The sequence below is a fragment of the Claveliimonas sp. genome, from assembly GCF_037273965.1.
In the GTDB taxonomy this organism is placed as follows: domain Bacteria; phylum Bacillota; class Clostridia; order Lachnospirales; family Lachnospiraceae; genus Claveliimonas; species Claveliimonas bilis.
This window is the reverse complement of record NZ_JAYAZJ010000072.1, coordinates 19,404-39,751: the sequence shown is the minus strand read 5'-3', so window position 1 is coordinate 39,751 and position 20,348 is coordinate 19,404. Positions and strand designations below refer to the sequence as shown.

The following is a 20,348-nucleotide window of genomic DNA, read 5'->3' as shown; positions in this document are numbered from 1 at the left end:
CAAGATCTACGGTCAGGAAACTGCGAACCTCCTGGGCCTTGAGAAAATCCCGTCCAATTCCATAACCCTTACACCGGCTTTGTTTAAGAAGTAAACCGGAATTTTAGAGAAGGCAGGACACGATAAAAAAGAGAACACAAACGGGGTGCATTTACAACTTCTGCGAAAAGTAAAAAATGCAGTCTGTGTTTTGTGATGCCTTCCTTTAAGAAATTTTACAAGGAAAATCGAAAAAAAGCAATCCAAAGCTAGAAAAACAGATTAAAACTGTTGCAGTTACTCATGACAGCGTGCAGTTACAACTTCATAAAGTTTTCAATGTGCAGTTACAACTTCAATGTTGCAGTAAGGATTTCAATCAACCAAACGGTCAAAACGATGCTGATATTATAGTTAAAACTATATAACATATATATAATTATAGATATTTGAATATATTATAGCGGGTTTATATAATAAAGGCAAATAAAAAGTTTGTTCGGACAAAAAAGTGGATCATACATAGGAGGCAGTATTATGGAAAATTATAAAATGGCAGAAAAGATGAGCAACGTACATTCCGATATCAGAGGCCCGCTTTTTGTGGAAGCAATGAAAATGCAGGAGGAAGGTATCCCGGTGCTGAAACTCAATACGGGAAATCCGGCCGCTTTTGGCTTTGGGCTTCCGGAAAGCATTAAAAACGCTCTGACCGGACATCTGGAAGAGGGAGTGGGATATTGTGATTTTCAGGGAATGAAGAAATCCCGGGAAGCGATCTGTGAATATGAAAGGAAGAAGGGGATCAAAGGAATTACACCGGAGGATGTCTTTATCGGAAATGGAGTCAGCGAGGTGGTATCCTTTGCACTGCCGCCTCTTCTGAATGACAATGATGAAGTGCTTGTGCCGGCGCCCAGCTATTCGCTGTGGGGAAATTCTGTGTATCTGGCGGGAGGAAAGCCGGTTTTCTATCTGTGTGATGAGCAGTCAAAATGGTATCCGGACATGGCTGATATTCGCTCAAAGATCACGCCGAAAACAAAAGCTTTAGTCGTGATCAATCCTAACAATCCTACCGGAGCGCTTTATCCGGAAGAAGTCTTAAGGCAGCTGGCCCAGATCGCAAGGGAATTTCATCTGATCCTCTTTGTAGATGAGATTTACGACAGATTGGTGATGGATGATCTCACCCATATTTCCCTGGCTTCTCTGGCGGAAGATATTCCGGTAGTTACTATGAATGGATTGTCAAAATCCCACTGTCTCTGCGGATACCGCTGCGGCTGGATGGTGATAAGCGGTCCCCGCCATTTGACAGAAGAATATAAGAAGGGCGTCGTTAAGCTTACCTCCATGCGTTTGTGTGCGAATACATTGGGACAAATGGTGATTCCGGCTGCTCTTGAGGATATGGAAACTCCGGCAGCTATGGTAAGACCGGGCGGGAGGATTTATGAGCAGCGGAAAGCTACAATAGAGGAGTTGAAAAAGATCGACGGACTTTCCTTTGTAAAAAACAGCGGTGCGTTTTACATTTTTCCCAAATTGGATATCCGGAAATTCCAGATCACAGATGATAAGAAATTTGCCAGGGACCTTCTGTATGCAACAAATATCCTTCTCGTTCCGGGAAGCGGGTTTGACTGGAATGCTCCTGATCATTTCCGGATCGTCATGCTGCCGGACAAAGAGGTGCTTTCTGATGCGGTCAGAAAGATCGGCAGTTTCCTGGATGGATATAATCAAAAAAGAGTGAGCATACAAAGTGTGTACACTCACCCTAAAAAGCTTCAGAAAAAATAATATATTTTAAATATTAGATTTCTTCGCCGCGGCGGTATTTGTCGACAACATTCTGGATGCGGTCAACAGGATTCAGAATGCTGCTGATAGAACCGTCGTGGTTCAGCGTATCGATCATAAGCGCGATATACTTGCTCATATCACAGTTGATATAGTACGGACGGGAAAGAAGCTCAGGCGTCTGGTAAATAAGATTTGTTGTAAGGATTCCGTTTATGATCCCTTCTTCATAGGCCTGGTCAAATTTCTCCATACCGTTTGTAAATAAGCCGAAGGTAGCAGCGGCATAAATCCGTTTTGCTTTCCGCTGTTTCAGCTGGCGGGCAACATCCAGGATACTGTCTCCGGAGGAGATCATATCATCCAGAATGATGACGTCTTTTCCTTCCACAGAAGACCCCAGAAATTCGTGGGCAACAATCGGATTGCGTCCGTTTACGATACGGGTGTAATCACGGCGTTTGTAGAACATACCCATATCAAGGTTCAGCACGTTGGCAAGATACACGGCGCGTCCTGTTGCTCCTTCATCAGGGCTGATGGCCATCATGTGCTGGCTGTCGATCTGAAGATCTTTTACATGTCGCAGAAGTCCCTTTACAAACTGATAAGTCGGGCGGACAGTTTCAAATCCGCTTAAAGGGATCGCATTCTGTACACGGGGATCATGAGCGTCGAAAGTGATGATATTGTCCACGCCCATGCGTACCAGTTCCTGAAGCGCGAGAGCGCAGTCCAGGGATTCGCGGCTGCTTCTCTTGTGCTGGCGGCTTTCGTAAAGGAAAGGCATGATCACGTTAAGGCGCCGGCCCTTGCCTCCGATGGCGGCAATGATTCTTTTCAGATTCTGAAAGTGATCGTCCGGGGACATGTGGTTTGTGTGTCCGGACAGAGAATAGGTCAGGCTGTAGTTGCAGACATCTACCATAAGATAAATATCTTTTCCGCGTACGGATTCTCCGATGATACCCTTGGCTTCTCCGGATCCGAAGCGGGGAACCTTTGCGTTGATCAGATAATTATCTCTTTCATACCCGCTGAAAACCACGTCGTTTTTGTGGATATGTCCGTCCTCTCTTCTCCATTTCACCAGATAATCATTTACCCGGTTTCCCATTTCCTCGCATCCGTCAAGGGCAATGATCCCAAGTGCTCCAACGGGAATGTTTTCCAAGTTTCGTTCAGTGCGGCGCAGCATAAGTTACAGTACCTCCTAAAATTATATTCTGTTCATCAGTTTTTTCTGTATGCGAATATCGTCACCGGTCAGTCGAAGAACGGTATAAGAACTGGTAATTCTTGAAAAAATCCGTTCCGAATAAATATTTTTCAGATCCTCCAGGGCAAGATTTGTGGAGATCAGAGTAGATTTCTGCCGCAAAATCCTTTCGTTCAGGCAGACAAACAGCTGTGATACTGTAAAGCGGTTGCTCATTTCTGTTCCCAGATCGTCAATGATCAGCAGATCACAGTTGTAAATGTGTTCGTAATCCAGCTCGGCTTCTTCTTCACGGTGAAACGTGTTCTTAGCAAAGATATCAAAAAGTCGGGCTGCTGTAAAGTAAATTACGGAAAAAGATTGATCAAGCAGCTCTTTTGCGATGCAATGGGAGAGAAAAGATTTTCCGACTCCCGTATCGCCGTAAAGAAGCAGATTCCGAAATTCAGATGAAAAAGTATCTACAAATTCATGGCAGGACCGAAGGGCAATCTGCATGGCTTCCAGAGAGGAACGCCCTGTCAGGGGATCGATGTGGCTTCCCGAATAGTATTCCAGAGAGCAGGTGTCAAAATTCTCCTTTTTCAGGATATCCTGAAGATTGGACTGCGTATAGAGCAGGTCGATCACTGCTTTCTGAAAACAATGGCACTTCCGTGTACCGATATAGCCGGTATCGCGGCAGTCAGGACAGGTATAATGAAGATCGAGGTAGTCTGCCGGATAACCGCCTTCTTTTAAAAGAGCTGCCTTTTCTTGTGAAAGTTCGTGAAGCTTTTCCTTCAGGCTGCTTAAGGCAAGGTCGTCTCCCTCCAGAAGCCTGCGCCCCTGCTGTACGCTTAGGGTGGAAATAGAATCATCCAGAGCTTTTATTTCCGGTATTTTTTTAATAACAGATTCATATCTTTTACGCCGTCGGTATTCGTTATCCAGCCGGCGCTGTTCATAAATATGCATGAACTGATCGTATTGAGAATTGGTTAGTGCCACAGTATTCTCCCTTCTGTGAAAATCATCGCTCTATTTGCTCTGGATCAGCTTTCGTGTGAGATCATCCATATCCTCATATACCCGGCCTTCGAAATTGTTGAATTTATTCCGGGATATATTGGGGGATTCGGAAGCTGTCCGCCGCTTGTCAGAGCCCTTTTCCTTGTGATATGCAAGATCCAGCGCTTCAATATCTTTTCGGTTTTTCACACCATTTTCATACCAGCTTTTCAAGATCGATTCTGTGTAGTCGAAACTGGGCTGATGAATGCTGGACATTGTGCGGCTGCATGCCTCAAGGATCAGCTCCAGGGACAGACCGTAATCATTTTCCCAGCGGCGTATGTATGCGCTTTCGGAAGCAGCTGGTGCCCGTCCCGTAATACCGAAAGCTTTCAGTACGGCATAACCGCTTTTGCTGCAGGAAACTACACTGCGCTTGGCATCTTCTACGGTCTTTATTTTCCGGTCAGACCAGGACAGAGCCACTTTCTGAATATAGTGGATGCTCTTATGTCCGTTTTCCACGCAGTATTCAATGAGATATTCAATGAGGTCCGTGGACATGCCGAGATTGTCATAAAAATAAGTGATCGTCTTCATATCTGTGGCGGAAAGTGTTTTTCCAAGATATTGCTCCGCGACAAAGAGAAGCTCCTTTAACTCCTTTCGGTTGCGGAACTGAGTGATATTGTTATCTGACAGAGCGCTGGAATCCTCGCCGCCTGTGCCGGGAACAGAATCCGCCTGCGGTTCAGAGGAAACGGCCGTACCCTTGTCCGAAGAGTGATCTTTGGATCCGGGACCGCCGTTGGTGTCGAGAATGTCGAAATCCAAAATTCCCTGTTTCTTCCAGTATTTCAGAGCGCGGATCACATCTTTTTCTGTATCGTCCAGGATGTCGGCTATGCCGGAAACAGTCAGCGGTGTCTTGGTATCATTCAAAAGCCGGAGCAGAAGGAGATAAACTTTTACATACTCCCCGTTGGCTTCCGGCATATATTGGTCGATAAATTCATGATCCAGCAGGATCGCATTATCCTGCCTGCATCTTTTCAGCTTTATTTGTTTCATCATATTCCCCACTTTTACTATAACAAAAATACTAGACTCATTATAGCATTCAGTGGACAGGCAAAAAAGAAATTTTTCCGTCAAAAATCAGCTTTTTTGTGGATAAAATCCTGTGGAAAATGTGGATAACTGCTATTTTAAAAGCGCTTCTCCAATGTTTACAACGTTTCCGGCGCCCATAGTTATCAACACATCTCCTTTTTGACAATGTGTTTTTAAGAAATCTTCGATTGCCTCAAAAGACGGAAGATAATATGCATCGCATCCCTTTTTCTTCAGTTCTTCGGCAAGCATCTGGGAGGATATTCCCAGGGTATCTGTTTCCCGTGCGGCATAAATGTCGGCAAGGACAACATGGTCGGTGTGGGATAATGCCTCCACAAACTCCGGGAAGAGTGCTTTTGTGCGGGTGTAGGTATGAGGCTGGAATACGCACCAGATCTCCCGGTGGGGATAAACATCGGCAGCCTTTAAAGTAGCCTTGATCTCCGTCGGGTGATGGGCGTAGTCATCGATGACAGTTACCCCGTTCCAGTCGCCCTTATGTTCAAACCGCCGGTCTGTTCCGGTAAAAGACTGAAGACCGCTGCAGACGTCATCTCTTGAAATATCCAGAAGATCTGCCACTGCAATGACAGAAAGGGCGTTGCAGATGTTGTGGTCGCCTTTGACAGACAGCTCTACCCGTCCCGTGTCTTTTCCGTGGAAAACAACATGGAAAGCAGCGTTCCCTGTTTCATCGTGGGAAATCTGATCCGCATAATAGTCCGCGGAAGAATCCAGGCCGAAAGTAACTACACGGCAGGAAAGCCCGTCAGTGATCTCTTCCAGATGCTCGATCTCCTTATTGATGATGAGCGTACCGTCCGCAGGAAGAAGCTGGGCAAAACGGCGGAAAGAATGTCGGATATCGTCAAGATCTTTGAAGAAATCCAGGTGATCCGCGTCAATATTGAGGATGACAGCGATCTTTGGGAAAAAATGAAGAAAGCTGTTGGTGTACTCGCAGGCCTCTGTCACAAAAAGCTCGGAGCTGCCTACCCGGATGTTTCCTCCGATTGCTTTCAAAATGCCGCCCACTGAAATAGTAGGATCCTTTTTTGCGGCAAGGAGAATGTGAGAAAGCATGGAAGTTGTGGTAGTTTTTCCGTGAGTTCCTGAAATAGCCACAGGTACATCATAATTTTTCATCAATTGTCCCAGCAGTTCAGCGCGGCTGAGCATGGGGATACCCTGGCGGCGTGCCTCGGCAAATTCTTCATTATCCCCATGTATGGCAGCAGTATACACTGCCAGATCTATCCCTTCTATAATATTGGAAGCCTTCTGGCCGTAAAAGATGCGGGCGCCCAGTTTTTCCAGATGTTCTGTTAAAGCGGATTCCTTAGTGTCAGATCCGGAGATAACAAACCCCTCTTTCAGAAGGATCTCGGCAAGGCCGCTCATGCTGATGCCGCCGATTCCGATAAAGTGAATATGGATCGGTTGATTGAAATTAATGTTATACATAATGTGATATCTCTCCTTAAGTGATTAAAAACTGTCATATTTTTGAACTCTTATTTATATTATTATAAACAGAGATGTACGAAAAGCCAAGGAACAATTTTTGTGATATATTAATAAAAAAAGTCGCGAAAAGCCATTTTTTTTGTAAAATATGTTCACTTAAATACGGAAGTATGGTATAATAATTTACACTATATTACTGAGAAGGGGTGATGGCATGATTAAAAAAGAAATGATAGCAATGTTGCTGGCAGGGGGACAAGGCAGCAGACTGGGAGTCCTTACAGCAAAAGTAGCAAAGCCGGCTGTTGCGTTTGGGGGAAAATACAGAATAATAGACTTTCCGCTCAGTAACTGCATTAATTCTGGAATTGATACAGTGGGAGTGCTGACGCAGTATCAGCCTTTAAGGCTTAATACACATATAGGGATTGGTATTCCGTGGGATCTGGACCGCAATATTGGAGGGGTGTCCATCCTGCCGCCATACGAGAAAAGCGCAAACAGCGAATGGTACACGGGAACAGCCAATGCAATTTACCAGAATATGGATTATATGGAAACCTACAATCCGGATTATGTCCTGATCTTGTCGGGAGACCATATTTACAAGATGGACTATGAGGTGATGCTGGATTACCATAAAGAAAATCATGCAGATGTTACCATAGCAGCTATGCCGGTTCCGATGGAAGAAGCAAGCCGTTTTGGAATTGTTGTAGCCGATGGGGACGGAAGGATTACAGAATTTCAGGAAAAGCCTCCGGAACCGAAAAGCAATCTTGCATCTATGGGAATTTATATTTTCAGCTGGCCTATCCTGAAAAAGGCGCTGATGGAATTGAGGGATGTGCCGGGATGCGATTTTGGAAAACATATCATCCCTTACTGCCATGAAAATGGACAACGCCTGTTTGCATATGAATATAACGGATATTGGAAAGATGTAGGAACATTGGGATCTTACTGGGAAGCCAATATGGAACTGATCGATATTATTCCTGAATTTAATTTATATGAAGAATTTTGGAAGATTTATACAAACAGCGACATTATTCCACCACAGTATATTTCAGAGCGTGCGATCATTGACCGGAGCATTATCGGGGATGGCGCGGAAATCTATGGGGAAGTTCACAACTGTGTGATCGGATCCGGTGTCACTATCGGAGAGGGAAGCGTTGTGCGGGATTCCATTATCATGAAAGATGTGAAGATAGATTCCGGATGTATTATCGATAAAGCGATCATAGCAGAAGGCGTTCATATTAACGATAATGTAACTCTGGGAACGGGAGCGGATACGCCGAATCTTCTGAAACCCAATATCTATTCCTTCGGGCTTGTGACGATAGGGGAAAATTCTGTCATACCGGCAGGAGTGCAGATCGGGAAAAACACAGCGATCAGCGGAGTGACTGTAAAAGAGGATTACCCGGGAGGCATGCTGGAGAGCGGAGAGACATTGATAAAGGCGGGTGAGAGAATATGAGAGCAGTAGGAATTATTTTAGCAGGCGGAAACAGCAATAAGATGAGGGAATTGACGAACAAACGGGCTGTGGCGGCAATGCCTATTGCAGGCAGCTACCGGGCGATTGATTTTGCCCTGAGTAATATGTCCAACTCTCATATCCAGAAAGTAGCGGTGCTGACACAGTACAATGCGCGCTCTTTGAATGAACATTTAAATTCCTCCAAATGGTGGGATTTTGGAAGAAAGCAGGGGGGACTTTATGTATTTACCCCGACGATCACAGCGGATAACGGATATTGGTACAGAGGAACGGCAGATGCCATTTATCAGAATCTGGACTTTTTAAGGAAATGTCATGAACCTTATGTGATCATTACATCCGGGGACGCTGTATATAAAATGGATTACAACAAGGTGCTGGAGTATCATATCGCCAAGAAGGCAGATATTACCATCGTATGCAGGGATCTGGCGCCGGGAGAAGATGCGACACGCTTTGGAACTCTGAAAATGGACGAGACTATGCGCATTGAAGAGTTCGAAGAAAAACCAATGATGGCGGCTTATAATACGATTTCCACAGGAATTTATATCATCAGAAGACGTCAGCTGATCGATCTGATTGAACACTGTGCGGAAGAGGAAAGACACGATTTTGTAACTGATATTTTGATCAGATATAAAAATCTGAAAAAAATATACGGTTATAAAATAAAAGACTACTGGAGCAACATAGCTACAGTGGATGCGTATTACAAAACAAACATGGATTTTCTGAAGCCGGAAGTAAGAGATTATTTCTTTAAACAGTATCCGGGGATCTATTCCAAGGTGAGCGACCTGCCGCCGGCGAAATATAATCCGGGTGCAGTGGTAAAGAACAGTCTTGTGGCCAGCGGTTCCATTATCAACGGAACAGTAGAAAATTCCGTATTGTTTAAAAAGACCTTTGTGGGAAACAACTGTGTCATTAAAAATTCCATTATTTTAAATGACGTATATCTCGGTGACAATACATACATTGAAAACTGTATTGTAGAAAGCCGTGATACCATCAGGGCCAATACGCGTCATGTGGGAGAAAATGGTGTGAAGATTGTAGTCGAAAAAAATGAGAGGTATGCACTGTAAGAAAAAGCCAAAGTGCATTGACTGACAAGAAAGGGGCTAGAGGAAATGCAGATCACAGATGTACGTGTGCGCAAAGTTGCGAAGGAAGGAAAACTGAAAGCGGTAGTGTCAATTACGATGGATGAGGAATTTGTCGTGCATGACATTAAAGTAATCGAAGGAGAAAAAGGGCTTTTTATAGCTATGCCAAGTAAAAAAGCGTTGGACGGCGAATACCGGGATATTGCACATCCGATCAATTCAGCTACAAGAGAGCGGATTCAGAATATTATTCTTGAAAGGTATGAAGAAGCGCTGAATGAAGAGGCAGCTGGGGAGCCTGAAATGGTGTAGTATCATAAAAAAGATAAAACGATAAAAAGTAAAGTATAAAATACCGGTATGGATCCGTGTGGTGATCTCATACCGGTTTGTATTTTGTGGTATTTTGTTTGTGTCTGTATTTTGCCTTTGTTTATATTCATCTTGCGCCTATATCTTCTGTCAGGTGAAAAGACATAGGAGCGCCGGAGAGGGGATGGAAAAATTCCAGGTGAAAGGCGCAAAGCTGCAGGATCGCACCCGTTTCCCTGGAGGGAGGGGCAGCTTTGGAGGAGAGGGAATGATACTTTGTATCACCGGCGATGGGACAGCCCATGGAGGCAAGCTGTACCCGTATCTGATGATGACGGCCGGTGTCAAGGTGGATTTCCAGCTCTGCCTGATCAGAAGAAGGGTTTTTAAAAAAGCATTCCTCCTTTACAGAATGTCCGCTGTTGTCTCCTGGAATAGGAGACGCGCCGACAGCAACGGTATAATATTCCAGACGGGCGTATTTGGCGCCGGGGGAGTCAGGGCTGCAGATCCTTGAGGTGTTGGTCCGTCCGTCTTTTACCAGGTAGTCCTCAAGGACTCCCTGATTTTTGGCAGGGATCCCGTCAGTGAGAGCGCGGTAATATTTTCGGAACTGCTTCTTTTGCAGCTGGAGATTCAGGGCTCTTGCAGACTGTGGTGTTTTTGAGAAAACAAGTATTCCGGAAACAGGCTGGTCCAGTCGGTGGATAACGGCCAGATAAGGCTCTCTGGTCTGGGAATAATTTTTATTTTTGGGGGAACAATGTTGATAAATGTATGTTTTCAGCATACTTTCCATATCGCGGGCGCCGATATTCCTGCTCTGGGTTGCTATGCCGTGAGGTTTGGCGCAGACGATGAGGGAAGGATCTTCATATAGAATATTTAGTGAACTTTGACTCATTGGGGTTCTCCTTTATAAAAAGAATGTACAGTTTTTTTATTATTTAATCACAGAAAATAAAGAAGTGTCAATGAGCCGAAGAAATCGGAGCGATTCAAAAGTCGGGTCTTGACAAAAAGAGAGGGATTCGATAAAATTATCGTTAACTGAATGGTTAAAAACAAAATATCTGCCGGCAATGATAGTTGCAGAAGGCAGAATTGGCTGTGAAGAGGAATAGTAATCATATGAATGGATCAAAAGAGAGGGGATTCACCGGCTGAAAGATTCCTGTTTCCTAGTATGATGAACCTACCTTGGAGCCTCTGTATGAAAATACAGCGTGACATCAGCGTTAAGGATGATATGAGAGAACTGCAGAAGGGCTGCAGTTAATTAGGGTGGTACCGCCGAGCTTTTCGGTCCCTTTTTCAGGGAAATGAAAAGCCCGGCGCTTTTTTCTTTTCCCGATATGACAATGGCAGTCGTCCGGTCATATGTCCGAATAACTGCCGGCAGTATGGGGCAAGGGTCCCGTAAAAAGAAAAAGAGAAAAAGAAAAGGAGAAAAAAATCATGGCTCAGGAAAAGAAACTTGTAAAGAACATTACATCACGTGATGAAAATTTCGCACAGTGGTACACAGACGTTGTGCGTGAAGCAGAACTTTGTGATTATTCCAGCGTAAAAGGCTGTCTGAACTATCTGCCGAACGGATATGCTATCTGGGAGCTGATCCAGGCGGACCTTGACAGACGGTTTAAAGAAACAGGAGTAGAAAATGTATCCCTGCCTCTTCTGATTCCGGAAAGTCTGCTGGAAAAGGAAGCAGACCATATTGAAGGTTTTGCACCGGAAGTAGCATGGGTTACCCACGGCGGTATGGAAAGACTGCAGGAAAGGATGTGCATCCGTCCGACATCTGAGACATTATTCTGTGATCTGTGGGCGAAAACAGTAAAATCCTATCGAGATCTGCCGAAGGTATGGAACCAGTGGAATTCCGTCATGCGCTGGGAGAAGACTACAAGACCGTTCCTGCGTTCCAGAGAATTTTTGTGGCAGGAAGGGCATACGATCCACGCGACCTATGAGGAAGCAGAAGCCCGTACTATTCAGATGTTCCATGTCTATGAGGACTGCTACAGAGAAACACTGGCAATTCCTTTTGTGTCAGGAAGAAAAGCAGAGCATGAAAAATTTGCAGGAGCACAGGATACCTATACAATTGAAGCACTGATGCATGACGGGAAGGCGCTTCAGTCCGCAACAAGCCATTTCTTCGGAAGCGGATTCCCGGATGCTTTCGGAATTAAATATGTAGATAAGAACAACCAGCTTCAGAGTGTATATGAGACTTCCTGGGGATGGTCCACAAGAAGTATCGGAGCGATCATCATGGTTCACGGTGATGACAGCGGACTCGTACTTCCGCCTCACGTTGCGCCTGTAGAATGCCGTATTATTCCGATCGCACAGCATAAAGAAGGCGTGCTTGACAGAGCGCATGCACTTCTTGACGAGCTGAAGAAAGCCGGATACAGAGTGAAGATCGATGATTCCGACAAGAGTCCGGGATGGAAATTCTCCGAACAGGAAATGCTTGGTATTCCGACCCGTATTGAAATCGGACCAAAAGACATTGAGAAGAATCAGGTTGTTGTCGTACGCCGTGATACACGTGAAAAGATTGTCGTATCCCTGGATGAGATTGCAGTAAAACTTCGTGATATTCTGGAGACGATCCAGCAGGATATGTACAACAGAGCAGAAGAATTTTTGAACAATCACATTGACACCGCTGTTACAATGGATGAAATGGTTGAGAAATTTAAGGCAAACCGTGGATTTGTAAAGGCATGCTGGTGCGGGGATCCGGAATGTGAAGGTGAAGTAAAATATGCAACAGGAGGAGCTGCAACGAGGTGTTTGATCGAGGATGAGGAAATGATCTCAGACAAATGTATCTGGTGCGGTAAACCTGCAAAGCATATGGCATACTGGGGAAAATCTTATTAATATTCAGAAGGGACGGGAGTTTAAAGTACCCCGTCCTTTCTCTTGCAGAAATCTTTCTTCCTATGCTATATTTTACAATGACTAAGAGCGAAAGGGGATAGGAACAATGAATATCCATATCGAAATGCCGGAAGATGTGAAGGATATCATATGCACGCTGCAGAAAAACGGATATGAAGCCTATGCGGTAGGCGGCTGTGTGCGCGATTCTATACTGGGAAGAATGCCGGAAGATTGGGATATTACGACTTCCGCTATGCCGGAGGAGACAAAGGCCCTGTTTGCGCGGACTTTTGATACCGGGATTGAGCACGGTACTGTCACAGTCCTGAAAGGGAGGACGGGCTATGAGGTTACAACATACCGAGTGGACGGAGAATATGAGGACAGCCGCCATCCCAGGGAAGTTACGTTTACCCGGAGCTTAAAAGAAGATTTGAAGAGAAGAGATTTTACTATCAACGCCATGGCCTATAATGATGAGGAAGGCCTGGTGGATATATTCGGCGGCCTGAAGGATCTGGAAGGGAAAGTGATCCGCTGCGTAGGAAATGCAAGAGAGCGTTTTTCAGAAGATGCCCTGCGTATTTTAAGAGGCGTCCGCTTTGCGGCGCAGTTAGAGTTCGATCTGGAAGAAGAGACGAGGGAAGGGATGAGAGAACTGGCCGGAACGCTGGCAAATATCAGTGCGGAGCGCATACAGACAGAGCTGGTGAAAATACTGGTTTCCGACCGGCCGGATCTTCTGCGTGAAGCATGGCGGCTTGGAATTACAAAAGTCTTTCTGCCGGAATTTGACCTGCTTATGGAGACAGAGCAGGAGACACCCCATCATATGTACAGTGTAGGGGAACATACCCTTCATGCGCTGCAAAACATACGGCCTGACAAAGTCCTTCGCTTGACCATGTTTTTCCATGATATGGGGAAACCGGCCCTGAAGACTGTGGATGAAGACGGAGTTGCTCATTTTAAAAGACATGCGGTCAAAAGTGAGGAAATTACCAGGACAGTCATGCGCCGCCTGAAATTTGATAATGATACCCTTAGAAAGACGGCAAAGCTGGTCTGCTACCATGACCTGAGAATGCCGGCGACCCCGGCAAATGTGCGGCGGGCTATGAACCGGATAGGAAAAGAGCTGTTTCCCCTTTATCTGGAAGTACGGCGGGCAGATGTTTTGGCCCAGAGCGAATATCTAAGAAGAGAGAAACTGGACGATATCAGTAAGGTGGAAGCGATTTATAAAGAAATCTTATCACTGAACCAGTGTACTTCCGTGAAGGAGCTGGCAGTCAATGGAAGGGACCTGATAACAGAGGGGATCCGTCCGGGACGGGAAATGGGAGAGATTCTTGACAAACTTCTGGAAGAGGTATTGGAAATGCCTGAAAGGAACACAAAAGAGATGCTTCTGAAAAGGGCGAAAGAGATTTACAGTCAGTCATGACTTTGCAATTCACAGGATTCTGTCATATTACCTTAACTGGCATCATACATTAAACAGAACATGATAATGTAGAGTGCAGGGGAAGGTAATATGCAGGATTACGAATTAAGTATATTGGAACAATATCCAATCATAGTAAAGAGCACCCGCAAAACAAGGGGTGCATTTTTTTGCGATACGGATCAGGGCTTCCTGCTGCTTAGGGAAGCCGGGATGTCAAAGCGGCGTATCCTGGCAGTGCAGAAGCTGTGCAGCCATCTGGAAGAGGAGGGATATGCACGGACAGACCAGCTGATACCCAACCAGACGGGAGAATATGTCAGTACCTCGGAAGAGGGCAGAAATTATATACTGAAGCGCTGGTTCCGGGGACGGGAATGTGATATCCGAAAAGGGAAAGAACTTTTGGAGGGGACAGCCAACCTTGCGCATCTGCATCGTTTTATGACGGAAATACCTGAAGGGGAGAATGCGGCAAAATGCAGCATCCGGGATGAGTATGCCCGGCACAATCAACAGCTGAAAAAAATACGGAAATTTATGAGAAATCAATCACCTCTGGGAGAGTTTGAGATGGAGTTTCTCAAATGTTTTGACAGAATCTTTCAGTGGGCGGAAGCGGCTTTTGAAGAAGCACAGGATATGCCCTGTGACAGACTCTTTCAGGAATGCCGGGAAAAGGGAATGATGATCCATGGGGATTATAATTACCATAATATTTTGATGACAGACGATGGAATTGCGACGACCAATTTTGACAGATCCGGCTATCACATTCAGGCAGAGGATGTCTATTATTTCCTCAGAAAAGCAATGGAAAAACAGGGGTGGAACATCAGGGCAGGCGGCCATATGCTGGATGCCTATGATGCGATCCGGCCTTTGACAAGGGAGGAAGAAGGCTATCTGAAACTCAGGCTCATCTATCCTGAGAAATTCTGGAAGCTGGCAGACTCATACTACCGGTCGAATAAAGCGTGGATCTCTGTGAAAAATGTGGAAAAACTAAAAACAGCCATTCGGCAGATTGAGGAGAAACGGCAGTTTCTGGAGACAGTCTTCGCCTTTCGCCTAAGCTAGGATGAACAAGCGCCTTCTTGTGCCCTGACAACAGCATTTCTCTTGTAAAGAGAGGAAGACCTGTTGTATAATAAGTACCATAGAAAACCACCAGGAGGTATTATATTATGGAATACAGGGAAAAGTACGAAGAATGGCTCTCCAATCCTTATTTCGATGCGGATACCAAAGCGGAGCTCAAAGGGATTGAAAACGATGAGAACGAGATAAAAGAACGTTTTTATAAGGATCTTGAGTTTGGTACGGCAGGACTTAGAGGGATCATCGGAGCAGGAACAAATCGGCTGAATATTTATACTGTTCGCAAAGCCACACAAGGACTTGCGAATTACATCCTGAAAAAAGGAATGGAAGGAAAAGGAGTGGCGATCGCTTACGATTCCCGGAATATGTCTCCGGAATTTGCAGATGAGGCGGCGCTGTGCCTGGCGGCAAACAAAATCAAGGCATACGTCTTTGAATCTCTTCGGCCAACACCGGAATTGTCCTATGCAGTACGCCATCTGGGATGTGCAGCAGGAATCAATATAACAGCAAGCCATAATCCTCCGGAATATAACGGATATAAAGTATACTGGGAGGACGGCGCCCAGATCACACCTCCTCATGACAAAGGGATCATGGATGAGGTAAAGGCGGTTACGGATTACAATAACGTAAAGACCATGAGCCTTGACGATGCAAAAGAGGCAGGGCTGTACGAGACGATCGGGGCTGCCATTGACGACAGTTATATTGCAGAGCTGAAAAAGCAGGTGATCCATCAGGATGCGATCGATGCGGTAGGTAAGGACTTGAAGATCGTATACAGCCCGCTGCACGGAACCGGAAACATTCCGGCAAGGCGTGTGCTGAAAGAGCTTGGATTTGAAAATGTTTATGTTGTAAAAGAGCAGGAGCTGCCGGACGGAAACTTCCCGACAGTATCTTATCCGAACCCGGAGGCGGAAGAGGCTTTCGAACTGGGACTGAAGCTGGCAAAAGAGGTGGATGCAGATCTTGTTCTTGCGACAGACCCGGATGCAGACCGGCTTGGTGTTTATGTAAAAGACACAAAATCCGGAGAGTATAAAGTTCTTACAGGAAATATGTCGGGATGCCTGCTGGCGGATTATGAGATCGGACAGCGACAGGCTGCATGGGGAAGTCTGCCGGACGACGGATATCTGATCAAAACGATTGTTACATCAAATCTGGCGGATGCTATCGCAAAAGGGTATGGAATCGGTCTTATTGAGGTGTTGACAGGGTTCAAATATATCGGACAGCAGATTCTTGGATTTGAGACAAGCGGAAAGGGAACCTATCTCTTTGGATTTGAGGAGAGCTACGGCTGCCTGATCGGTACACATGCAAGAGATAAGGACGCTATCGTTGCTACAATGGCTCTGTGCGAGGCGGCGGCGTACTACAAGACTAAAGGAAAAACATTGTGGGACGCTATGCTGGATATGTATGAAAAATACGGATATTATAAAGATTCCATTCAGTCTATTACCCTGAAAGGAATTGAAGGTCTGCAGAAGATCCAGGAGATCATGGATACCCTCAGAAAGAATCCACCGAAGGAAGTGGCAGGATATCAGGTTCTGAAGACCAGAGACTACCAGGCAGATGAAATCCTTAACGTGGAAACAGGGGAAAAGACAGGAACCGGGCTGCCGAAATCCAATGTGCTTTACTATGATTTAAGCGACGATGCATGGCTTTGTGTAAGGCCGTCGGGAACGGAACCTAAAGTAAAATTCTATTATGGCGTAAAAGGAACATCTGTGGCAGATTCTGACGAGAAATCAGAAAAAATGGGCAAAGATGTTCTGGCAATGATCGACCAGATGCTTTAAAACGTCACAAAATCCGGAAAACCTCTGAAATAGAGGGATTTTCGGGGATTTTCCCTTGACAAACAAGGGGAAAAACTGTATAACTTTATTGAAAGGCGCCGCTGCAAAGAGAGCTGGCTTTGCAATGGCAATGTTTGAAGATTGAATAGAATTGAATAAAGGTTCTATCATAAAACAGAAGGAGGAGTTATCCATGAACAAAACAGAATTAGTAGCAGCAATTGCAGAACAGGCAGAATTGTCTAAAAAAGATACTGAAAAAGCTCTGAAAGCTTTTATCGACGTAGTTACAGAAGAACTGAAGAAAGAAGAAAAAGTACAGTTAGTAGGATTCGGAACTTTTGAAGTAAGCAAGAGAGCAGCAAGAGAAGGAAGAAATCCGCAGACAGGAAAGACAATGAAGATCGAAGCTTGCAAAGCACCAAAATTCAAAGCTGGAAAAGCTTTAAAGGATGCTGTAAACGCATAATTCTGAAGTTTTATGTGTGGAATATAATAGGGATGGCATTGCAAAAGCAGTGCCATCCTTTTTGTTAGGAGGATGATAAAAATGAGATTGGATAAATTCCTGAAGGTTTCCAGGCTGATCAAAAGAAGAACAGTGGCAAATGAAGCCTGTGATGCAGGCCGTGTCCTTGTAAACGGTAATGTGGCAAAGGCATCGGTGAAAGTAAAAGAGGGGGATATAATAGAGATCCAGTTTGGAACAAAAACAGTGAAGGTGGAAGTACTGGATATAAAAGAGACCACAAAAAAAGAAGAGGCTAAAGACTTGTTCAAATACTTGTAATAATTTCCGCATACCTTTCATATGATTATCAAGAAAGGTTGTGATGACAATGGAAGAAAAACAGGCCGGAAGAAGCCATAAACTTGTAGTAAATAACAGAAAAACGAGTTTGGTAACAGGAGTACTGGATGTCCTGTCTTTTGATTTAAATGAAATACTGCTGGAGACAGAGCAGGGGATGCTGATGGTAAAGGGGTCGGACCTGCATGTAAATCGGTTAAGCCTTGAAAAGGGAGAAGTGGATCTTGCGGGAACCATAGACAGTATGTCCTACTCGGAGGTGCATGCTCCGGGCAAGCAAAGTGCAAATATTTTAAGCAAACTTTTCCGGTGACGCCATGCCTGGGATCAAAGCAGAGGGAGCGGCGTTTTTAGAGGCAGTTCTTGCCGGAATGATTTTGTATTGTGCGTACACCTGCATAAGATTGTTCAGGCGAATCGTGCATCATACCCTTTCCGCCATTGCTGCAGAAGATTTTCTTTTTTGGACGGGGACAGCCGTATATTTATTTGTGCAAATTTACCATACCAGTAATGGTAGTATACGATGGTACTTTATACTAGGTGTTGTGGCAGGCGGACTCTTTTTTTATCAAATGTCGAAATTTATCTCAAAAGTCCGAAAAAAAATGTACGGGAAAAAGAAGAGAGATTCCAAGAAAAGTATTGAATAAACCTGTAAAAAAAGATAAGATAGAACATAATAGTCAGAAAGATTCTGACAGACGGGTGAGTATAATTATGAGTGGTATTAAACAAAAGAATCGTGTAAGACAGCAGAGAAAAAGAGTGCAGCAGCATAAGAGAAGTATGCTGGGGATCAGCGCTGTGATCATGCTGCTTGTGATGGTGGTGTCTGTAAGCAGCATCAGTTTGCAGGCCAGGAATAAGGAGTATATTGCCCAGGAAAAAGAGCTGGAAGCAAGTATCCGGGAAGAAAAGGACCGGGCTGAAGAAATCAGTGAACTGGAAGATTACGTTGGTACGGATGAGTACATAGAACAGACGGCAAAGGACAAACTGGGACTGGTCCATGAAAATGAGATCATTTTCAAAGCCAGGTAGAATGGACGCTCTAAGGAGCGCGCAGACAGAAAATAAGTTGGAAAATACAAAAGATAAGCTTCGGGAAGAAATTCCTGAAGCTTATCTTTTATTTATTCTACAGCCATATAGAACAAAAAGCTATTGCAGATGAATGGGGCAGGAGAGTATGAATATGAGTGAGATAAAAGAAAAGGGGTTGTTTATTAATCCGTATGTAATACAGATGGACCGGTTTGCAGATTCTCTCCGGCATCTGTCAGAAACCTTTTTGAGCCTGGAAGAATATCATCAGACCTTTACCAGGGAAGAACTTGAAGATATGTTCATAAAAGTTTCGGAGAGGGTGTGTTTAAACTGCGAGAAAAAGGAATGGTGCCTGAAAGAAAACCGGGACCGCACCAGGCAGATGGTATATGAGATCCTGGCGACGGCAGAGGAATACGGGGCGGAAATGAATATAGAAGTAAAGAGAGATCTTCAGAAAAAATGTGTCATGGCGCCCAGATTTCTCAGGGAAACGCTGGAAATATTCGGAGTTGAAAAACAGAGGATGGTATGGAATCACAAAATCATCCTGAATCGCAGAGGGTGTGCAGTTCAGATGAATGCGTTTGCCGAAATGATACAAAGTGCTGCAAGAGAGCTGGATGCAGGAATCTGTATGGATGACCATCTGGAGAAAAAGGTAAAGGCGGGAATGAAGAGAATAGGACTGAAACTTTTGAGCAGCGTGTTTTTCCTGACAAAACAGGGAAGGTATGAAGTCCATTTGACATTAAAGGCACAAAGAGGACAATGTGTGGCCTCCAAGGAGGCGGCCGAGGTCCTTTCATCCTGCATAGGACGGGGAATGCTCCTTTTAAAAGGAGAGCGTCCTGTGATCGGGGAAGAATACCGGACAATCGTTTTTATGGAAGGGGCAGGATTTCATACACTGCAGGGCGTTGCGAAAATCGGAAAAGGATGCGATAAGATATCGGGGGATACTTTTCTGATGACAGAGCTTCCGGGAGGAAAGGAAGGGGTTGTCCTGTCGGACGGAATGGGGTCCGGCGAGAGTGCCTTTAAGGAAAGCGCAATGGTAGTAGAACTTTTAGAGGAACTTCTGGGGGCAGGATTTCCGCCGGAAACAGCAATACGTATGATGAACACTGCCCTGGTGGCAGGCAGGGAGGAAGTCCGCTTTTCTACAGTAGATATGTGTATTTTCGATCTTTATCAGGGAACATGTGAGATCCTGAAAGCCGGGGCTTCTGTCACATTTATACGAAGCAGGGGAGGCGTGGAGAAAATCAGCTCTGCCTCACTTCCGGTGGGAGTGGTGCAGGAACTGGAGATTGAGAAAAGTGTACGCCAGCTGGAAGACGGAGATTTTGTAGTGATGGTGACAGACGGTGTGCTGGATGCTCTTCCGGTAGGAGAGCAGGAAGCCATGCTGGGAGCGCTGATCGGAGGAACCACTATCTGTAATCCGGAAGAGCTGGCTCACTATATATTGGAACAGGTGCTGGAACTTTCCGGAGAGATTCCGGCAGATGATATGACGGTTCTGGCAGTGGGGATATGGAAGGCATCATAGGCGTACCGGAAGAAGTATCGGGGAGCCGGCTTGCTTTTTCCGCGGAAATTCTATATATTATGGATAACGGACCGCAGTGTTTTGGCACGCCGGAACCGGGATCGGTGTTTCGCTGATGATGAGGCGGAAAGAAGCGGGAG

At 45.1% G+C, this 20,348-nt stretch carries 20 protein-coding genes and 1 other annotated feature; of the genes, 15 read left to right on the top strand and 5 right to left on the bottom strand.

Features of this window, described 5'->3' with window-relative positions; all coding sequences use genetic code 11:
- Nucleotides 1-516: 516 nt before the first annotated feature.
- On the top strand, nucleotides 517-1,785 hold the full coding sequence (locus WJ238_RS06025; protein WP_316267698.1) for an aminotransferase class I/II-fold pyridoxal phosphate-dependent enzyme: 1,269 nt from the start codon (nucleotides 517-519) through the stop codon (nucleotides 1,783-1,785).
- A gap of 13 nt (nucleotides 1,786-1,798) precedes the next feature.
- Here WJ238_RS06025 and prs read toward each other — a convergent pair whose 3' ends face one another.
- The 4 genes from prs to murC all read right to left on the bottom strand — a co-directional run bounded on the left by prs (nucleotide 1,799) and on the right by murC (nucleotide 6,577).
- A complete protein-coding gene (prs, locus tag WJ238_RS06020; RefSeq protein WP_230104928.1) occupies nucleotides 1,799-2,983 on the bottom strand; it encodes a ribose-phosphate pyrophosphokinase in 1,185 nt (394 codons plus the stop codon).
- A gap of 21 nt (nucleotides 2,984-3,004) precedes the next feature.
- The gene (locus WJ238_RS06015; RefSeq protein WP_316267697.1) at nucleotides 3,005-3,994 is read right to left on the bottom strand and encodes an ATP-binding protein; all 990 of its coding nucleotides are present in this window, start codon (nucleotides 3,992-3,994) and stop codon (nucleotides 3,005-3,007) included.
- A 30-nt stretch (nucleotides 3,995-4,024) separates the two neighbouring features.
- The gene (locus WJ238_RS06010) at nucleotides 4,025-5,071 is read right to left on the bottom strand and encodes a DnaD domain protein (protein ID WP_337606429.1); all 1,047 of its coding nucleotides are present in this window, start codon (nucleotides 5,069-5,071) and stop codon (nucleotides 4,025-4,027) included.
- Nucleotides 5,072-5,200: 129 nt separating this feature from the next.
- Entirely contained in the window at nucleotides 5,201-6,577 is a 1,377-nt protein-coding gene (gene murC / locus WJ238_RS06005; protein WP_337606428.1) for a UDP-N-acetylmuramate--L-alanine ligase, read from the bottom strand.
- 217 nt (nucleotides 6,578-6,794) lie between these two features.
- Between murC and WJ238_RS06000 the strand changes: the two genes are divergently transcribed.
- From WJ238_RS06000 to spoVG, 3 genes are read left to right on the top strand one after another with little or no spacing between them, the layout of a single operon-like run.
- On the top strand, nucleotides 6,795-8,069 hold the full coding sequence (locus tag WJ238_RS06000; RefSeq protein WP_230104931.1) for a glucose-1-phosphate adenylyltransferase: 1,275 nt from the start codon (nucleotides 6,795-6,797) through the stop codon (nucleotides 8,067-8,069).
- Nucleotides 8,066-9,184 carry a glucose-1-phosphate adenylyltransferase subunit GlgD gene (glgD, locus tag WJ238_RS05995; RefSeq protein WP_230104932.1) on the top strand — a complete coding sequence of 373 codons (1,119 nt, stop codon included), beginning with the start codon at nucleotides 8,066-8,068 and terminating at the stop codon, nucleotides 9,182-9,184. The genes WJ238_RS06000 and glgD overlap by 4 nt, the downstream gene beginning before the upstream one ends.
- 45 nt (nucleotides 9,185-9,229) lie before the next feature.
- A complete protein-coding gene (gene spoVG / locus WJ238_RS05990; protein ID WP_230104933.1) occupies nucleotides 9,230-9,517 on the top strand; it encodes a septation regulator SpoVG in 288 nt (95 codons plus the stop codon).
- Nucleotides 9,518-9,644: 127 nt separating this feature from the next.
- Here spoVG and WJ238_RS05985 read toward each other — a convergent pair whose 3' ends face one another.
- Complete coding sequence (locus WJ238_RS05985) at nucleotides 9,645-10,421, bottom strand: RluA family pseudouridine synthase (protein ID WP_337606427.1); 777 nt, start codon at nucleotides 10,419-10,421, stop codon at nucleotides 9,645-9,647.
- A 197-nt stretch (nucleotides 10,422-10,618) separates the two neighbouring features.
- Nucleotides 10,619-10,831: a binding site (T-box leader), on the top strand.
- Nucleotides 10,832-10,975: 144 nt separating this feature from the next.
- On the opposite strand from WJ238_RS05985, the gene proS reads away from it, so the two are divergent.
- The 11 genes from proS (at nucleotide 10,976) to WJ238_RS05930 (ending at nucleotide 20,324) form a co-directional block, all read left to right on the top strand.
- Nucleotides 10,976-12,418 carry a proline--tRNA ligase gene (gene proS / locus WJ238_RS05980; protein WP_230104935.1) on the top strand — a complete coding sequence of 481 codons (1,443 nt, stop codon included), beginning with the start codon at nucleotides 10,976-10,978 and terminating at the stop codon, nucleotides 12,416-12,418.
- 112 nt (nucleotides 12,419-12,530) lie between these two features.
- A complete protein-coding gene (locus tag WJ238_RS05975; protein WP_416387404.1) occupies nucleotides 12,531-13,868 on the top strand; it encodes a CCA tRNA nucleotidyltransferase in 1,338 nt (445 codons plus the stop codon).
- Nucleotides 13,869-13,958: 90 nt separating this feature from the next.
- Nucleotides 13,959-14,948, top strand: coding sequence for a CotS family spore coat protein (locus tag WJ238_RS05970; RefSeq protein WP_230104937.1), 990 nt, complete (start codon nucleotides 13,959-13,961; stop codon nucleotides 14,946-14,948).
- A 107-nt stretch (nucleotides 14,949-15,055) separates the two neighbouring features.
- A complete protein-coding gene (locus WJ238_RS05965) occupies nucleotides 15,056-16,792 on the top strand; it encodes a phospho-sugar mutase (RefSeq protein ID WP_230104938.1) in 1,737 nt (578 codons plus the stop codon).
- Between the two features lie 193 nt (nucleotides 16,793-16,985).
- On the top strand, nucleotides 16,986-17,261 hold the full coding sequence (hbs, locus tag WJ238_RS05960; protein ID WP_230104939.1) for a non-specific DNA-binding protein Hbs: 276 nt from the start codon (nucleotides 16,986-16,988) through the stop codon (nucleotides 17,259-17,261).
- An 81-nt stretch (nucleotides 17,262-17,342) separates the two neighbouring features.
- Entirely contained in the window at nucleotides 17,343-17,582 is a 240-nt protein-coding gene (locus WJ238_RS05955) for an RNA-binding S4 domain-containing protein (protein WP_230104940.1), read from the top strand.
- Between the two features lie 49 nt (nucleotides 17,583-17,631).
- A complete protein-coding gene (gene yabP, locus WJ238_RS05950; RefSeq protein ID WP_230104941.1) occupies nucleotides 17,632-17,916 on the top strand; it encodes a sporulation protein YabP in 285 nt (94 codons plus the stop codon).
- Between the two features lie 4 nt (nucleotides 17,917-17,920).
- Entirely contained in the window at nucleotides 17,921-18,256 is a 336-nt protein-coding gene (yabQ, locus tag WJ238_RS05945; protein WP_337606423.1) for a spore cortex biosynthesis protein YabQ, read from the top strand.
- Nucleotides 18,257-18,323: 67 nt separating this feature from the next.
- Nucleotides 18,324-18,647, top strand: a complete 324-nt coding sequence (locus tag WJ238_RS05940) for a septum formation initiator family protein (RefSeq protein ID WP_230104942.1) — start codon at nucleotides 18,324-18,326, stop codon at nucleotides 18,645-18,647.
- 154 nt (nucleotides 18,648-18,801) lie between these two features.
- Entirely contained in the window at nucleotides 18,802-20,208 is a 1,407-nt protein-coding gene (locus tag WJ238_RS05935) for a SpoIIE family protein phosphatase (protein ID WP_337606421.1), read from the top strand.
- The gene (locus tag WJ238_RS05930; RefSeq protein WP_337606420.1) at nucleotides 20,193-20,324 is read left to right on the top strand and encodes a hypothetical protein; all 132 of its coding nucleotides are present in this window, start codon (nucleotides 20,193-20,195) and stop codon (nucleotides 20,322-20,324) included. The genes WJ238_RS05935 and WJ238_RS05930 overlap by 16 nt, the downstream gene beginning before the upstream one ends.
- Nucleotides 20,325-20,348 lie beyond the last annotated feature (24 nt).

Bases quoted from the DNA above. Each gene is read 5' to 3' on its own strand.
- prs (WP_230104928.1), bottom strand. From the start codon at position 2,983: ATGCTGCGCCGCACTGAACGAAACTTGGAAAACATTCCCGTTGGAGCA.
- hbs (WP_230104939.1), top strand. From the start codon at position 16,986: ATGAACAAAACAGAATTAGTAGCAGCAATTGCAGAACAGGCAGAATTG.
- WJ238_RS05970 (WP_230104937.1), top strand. From the start codon at position 13,959: ATGCAGGATTACGAATTAAGTATATTGGAACAATATCCAATCATAGTA.
- WJ238_RS05985 (WP_337606427.1), bottom strand. From the start codon at position 10,421: ATGAGTCAAAGTTCACTAAATATTCTATATGAAGATCCTTCCCTCATC.
- glgD (WP_230104932.1), top strand. From the start codon at position 8,066: ATGAGAGCAGTAGGAATTATTTTAGCAGGCGGAAACAGCAATAAGATG.
- proS (WP_230104935.1), top strand. From the start codon at position 10,976: ATGGCTCAGGAAAAGAAACTTGTAAAGAACATTACATCACGTGATGAA.
- WJ238_RS06025 (WP_316267698.1), top strand. From the start codon at position 517: ATGGAAAATTATAAAATGGCAGAAAAGATGAGCAACGTACATTCCGAT.
- yabQ (WP_337606423.1), top strand. From the start codon at position 17,921: ATGCCTGGGATCAAAGCAGAGGGAGCGGCGTTTTTAGAGGCAGTTCTT.
- WJ238_RS05930 (WP_337606420.1), top strand. From the start codon at position 20,193: ATGGAAGGCATCATAGGCGTACCGGAAGAAGTATCGGGGAGCCGGCTT.
- yabP (WP_230104941.1), top strand. From the start codon at position 17,632: ATGGAAGAAAAACAGGCCGGAAGAAGCCATAAACTTGTAGTAAATAAC.
- WJ238_RS06000 (WP_230104931.1), top strand. From the start codon at position 6,795: ATGATTAAAAAAGAAATGATAGCAATGTTGCTGGCAGGGGGACAAGGC.
- spoVG (WP_230104933.1), top strand. From the start codon at position 9,230: ATGCAGATCACAGATGTACGTGTGCGCAAAGTTGCGAAGGAAGGAAAA.
- WJ238_RS05955 (WP_230104940.1), top strand. From the start codon at position 17,343: ATGAGATTGGATAAATTCCTGAAGGTTTCCAGGCTGATCAAAAGAAGA.
- WJ238_RS05965 (WP_230104938.1), top strand. From the start codon at position 15,056: ATGGAATACAGGGAAAAGTACGAAGAATGGCTCTCCAATCCTTATTTC.
- WJ238_RS06010 (WP_337606429.1), bottom strand. From the start codon at position 5,071: ATGATGAAACAAATAAAGCTGAAAAGATGCAGGCAGGATAATGCGATC.
- WJ238_RS05940 (WP_230104942.1), top strand. From the start codon at position 18,324: ATGAGTGGTATTAAACAAAAGAATCGTGTAAGACAGCAGAGAAAAAGA.
- murC (WP_337606428.1), bottom strand. From the start codon at position 6,577: ATGTATAACATTAATTTCAATCAACCGATCCATATTCACTTTATCGGA.
- WJ238_RS05935 (WP_337606421.1), top strand. From the start codon at position 18,802: ATGAGTGAGATAAAAGAAAAGGGGTTGTTTATTAATCCGTATGTAATA.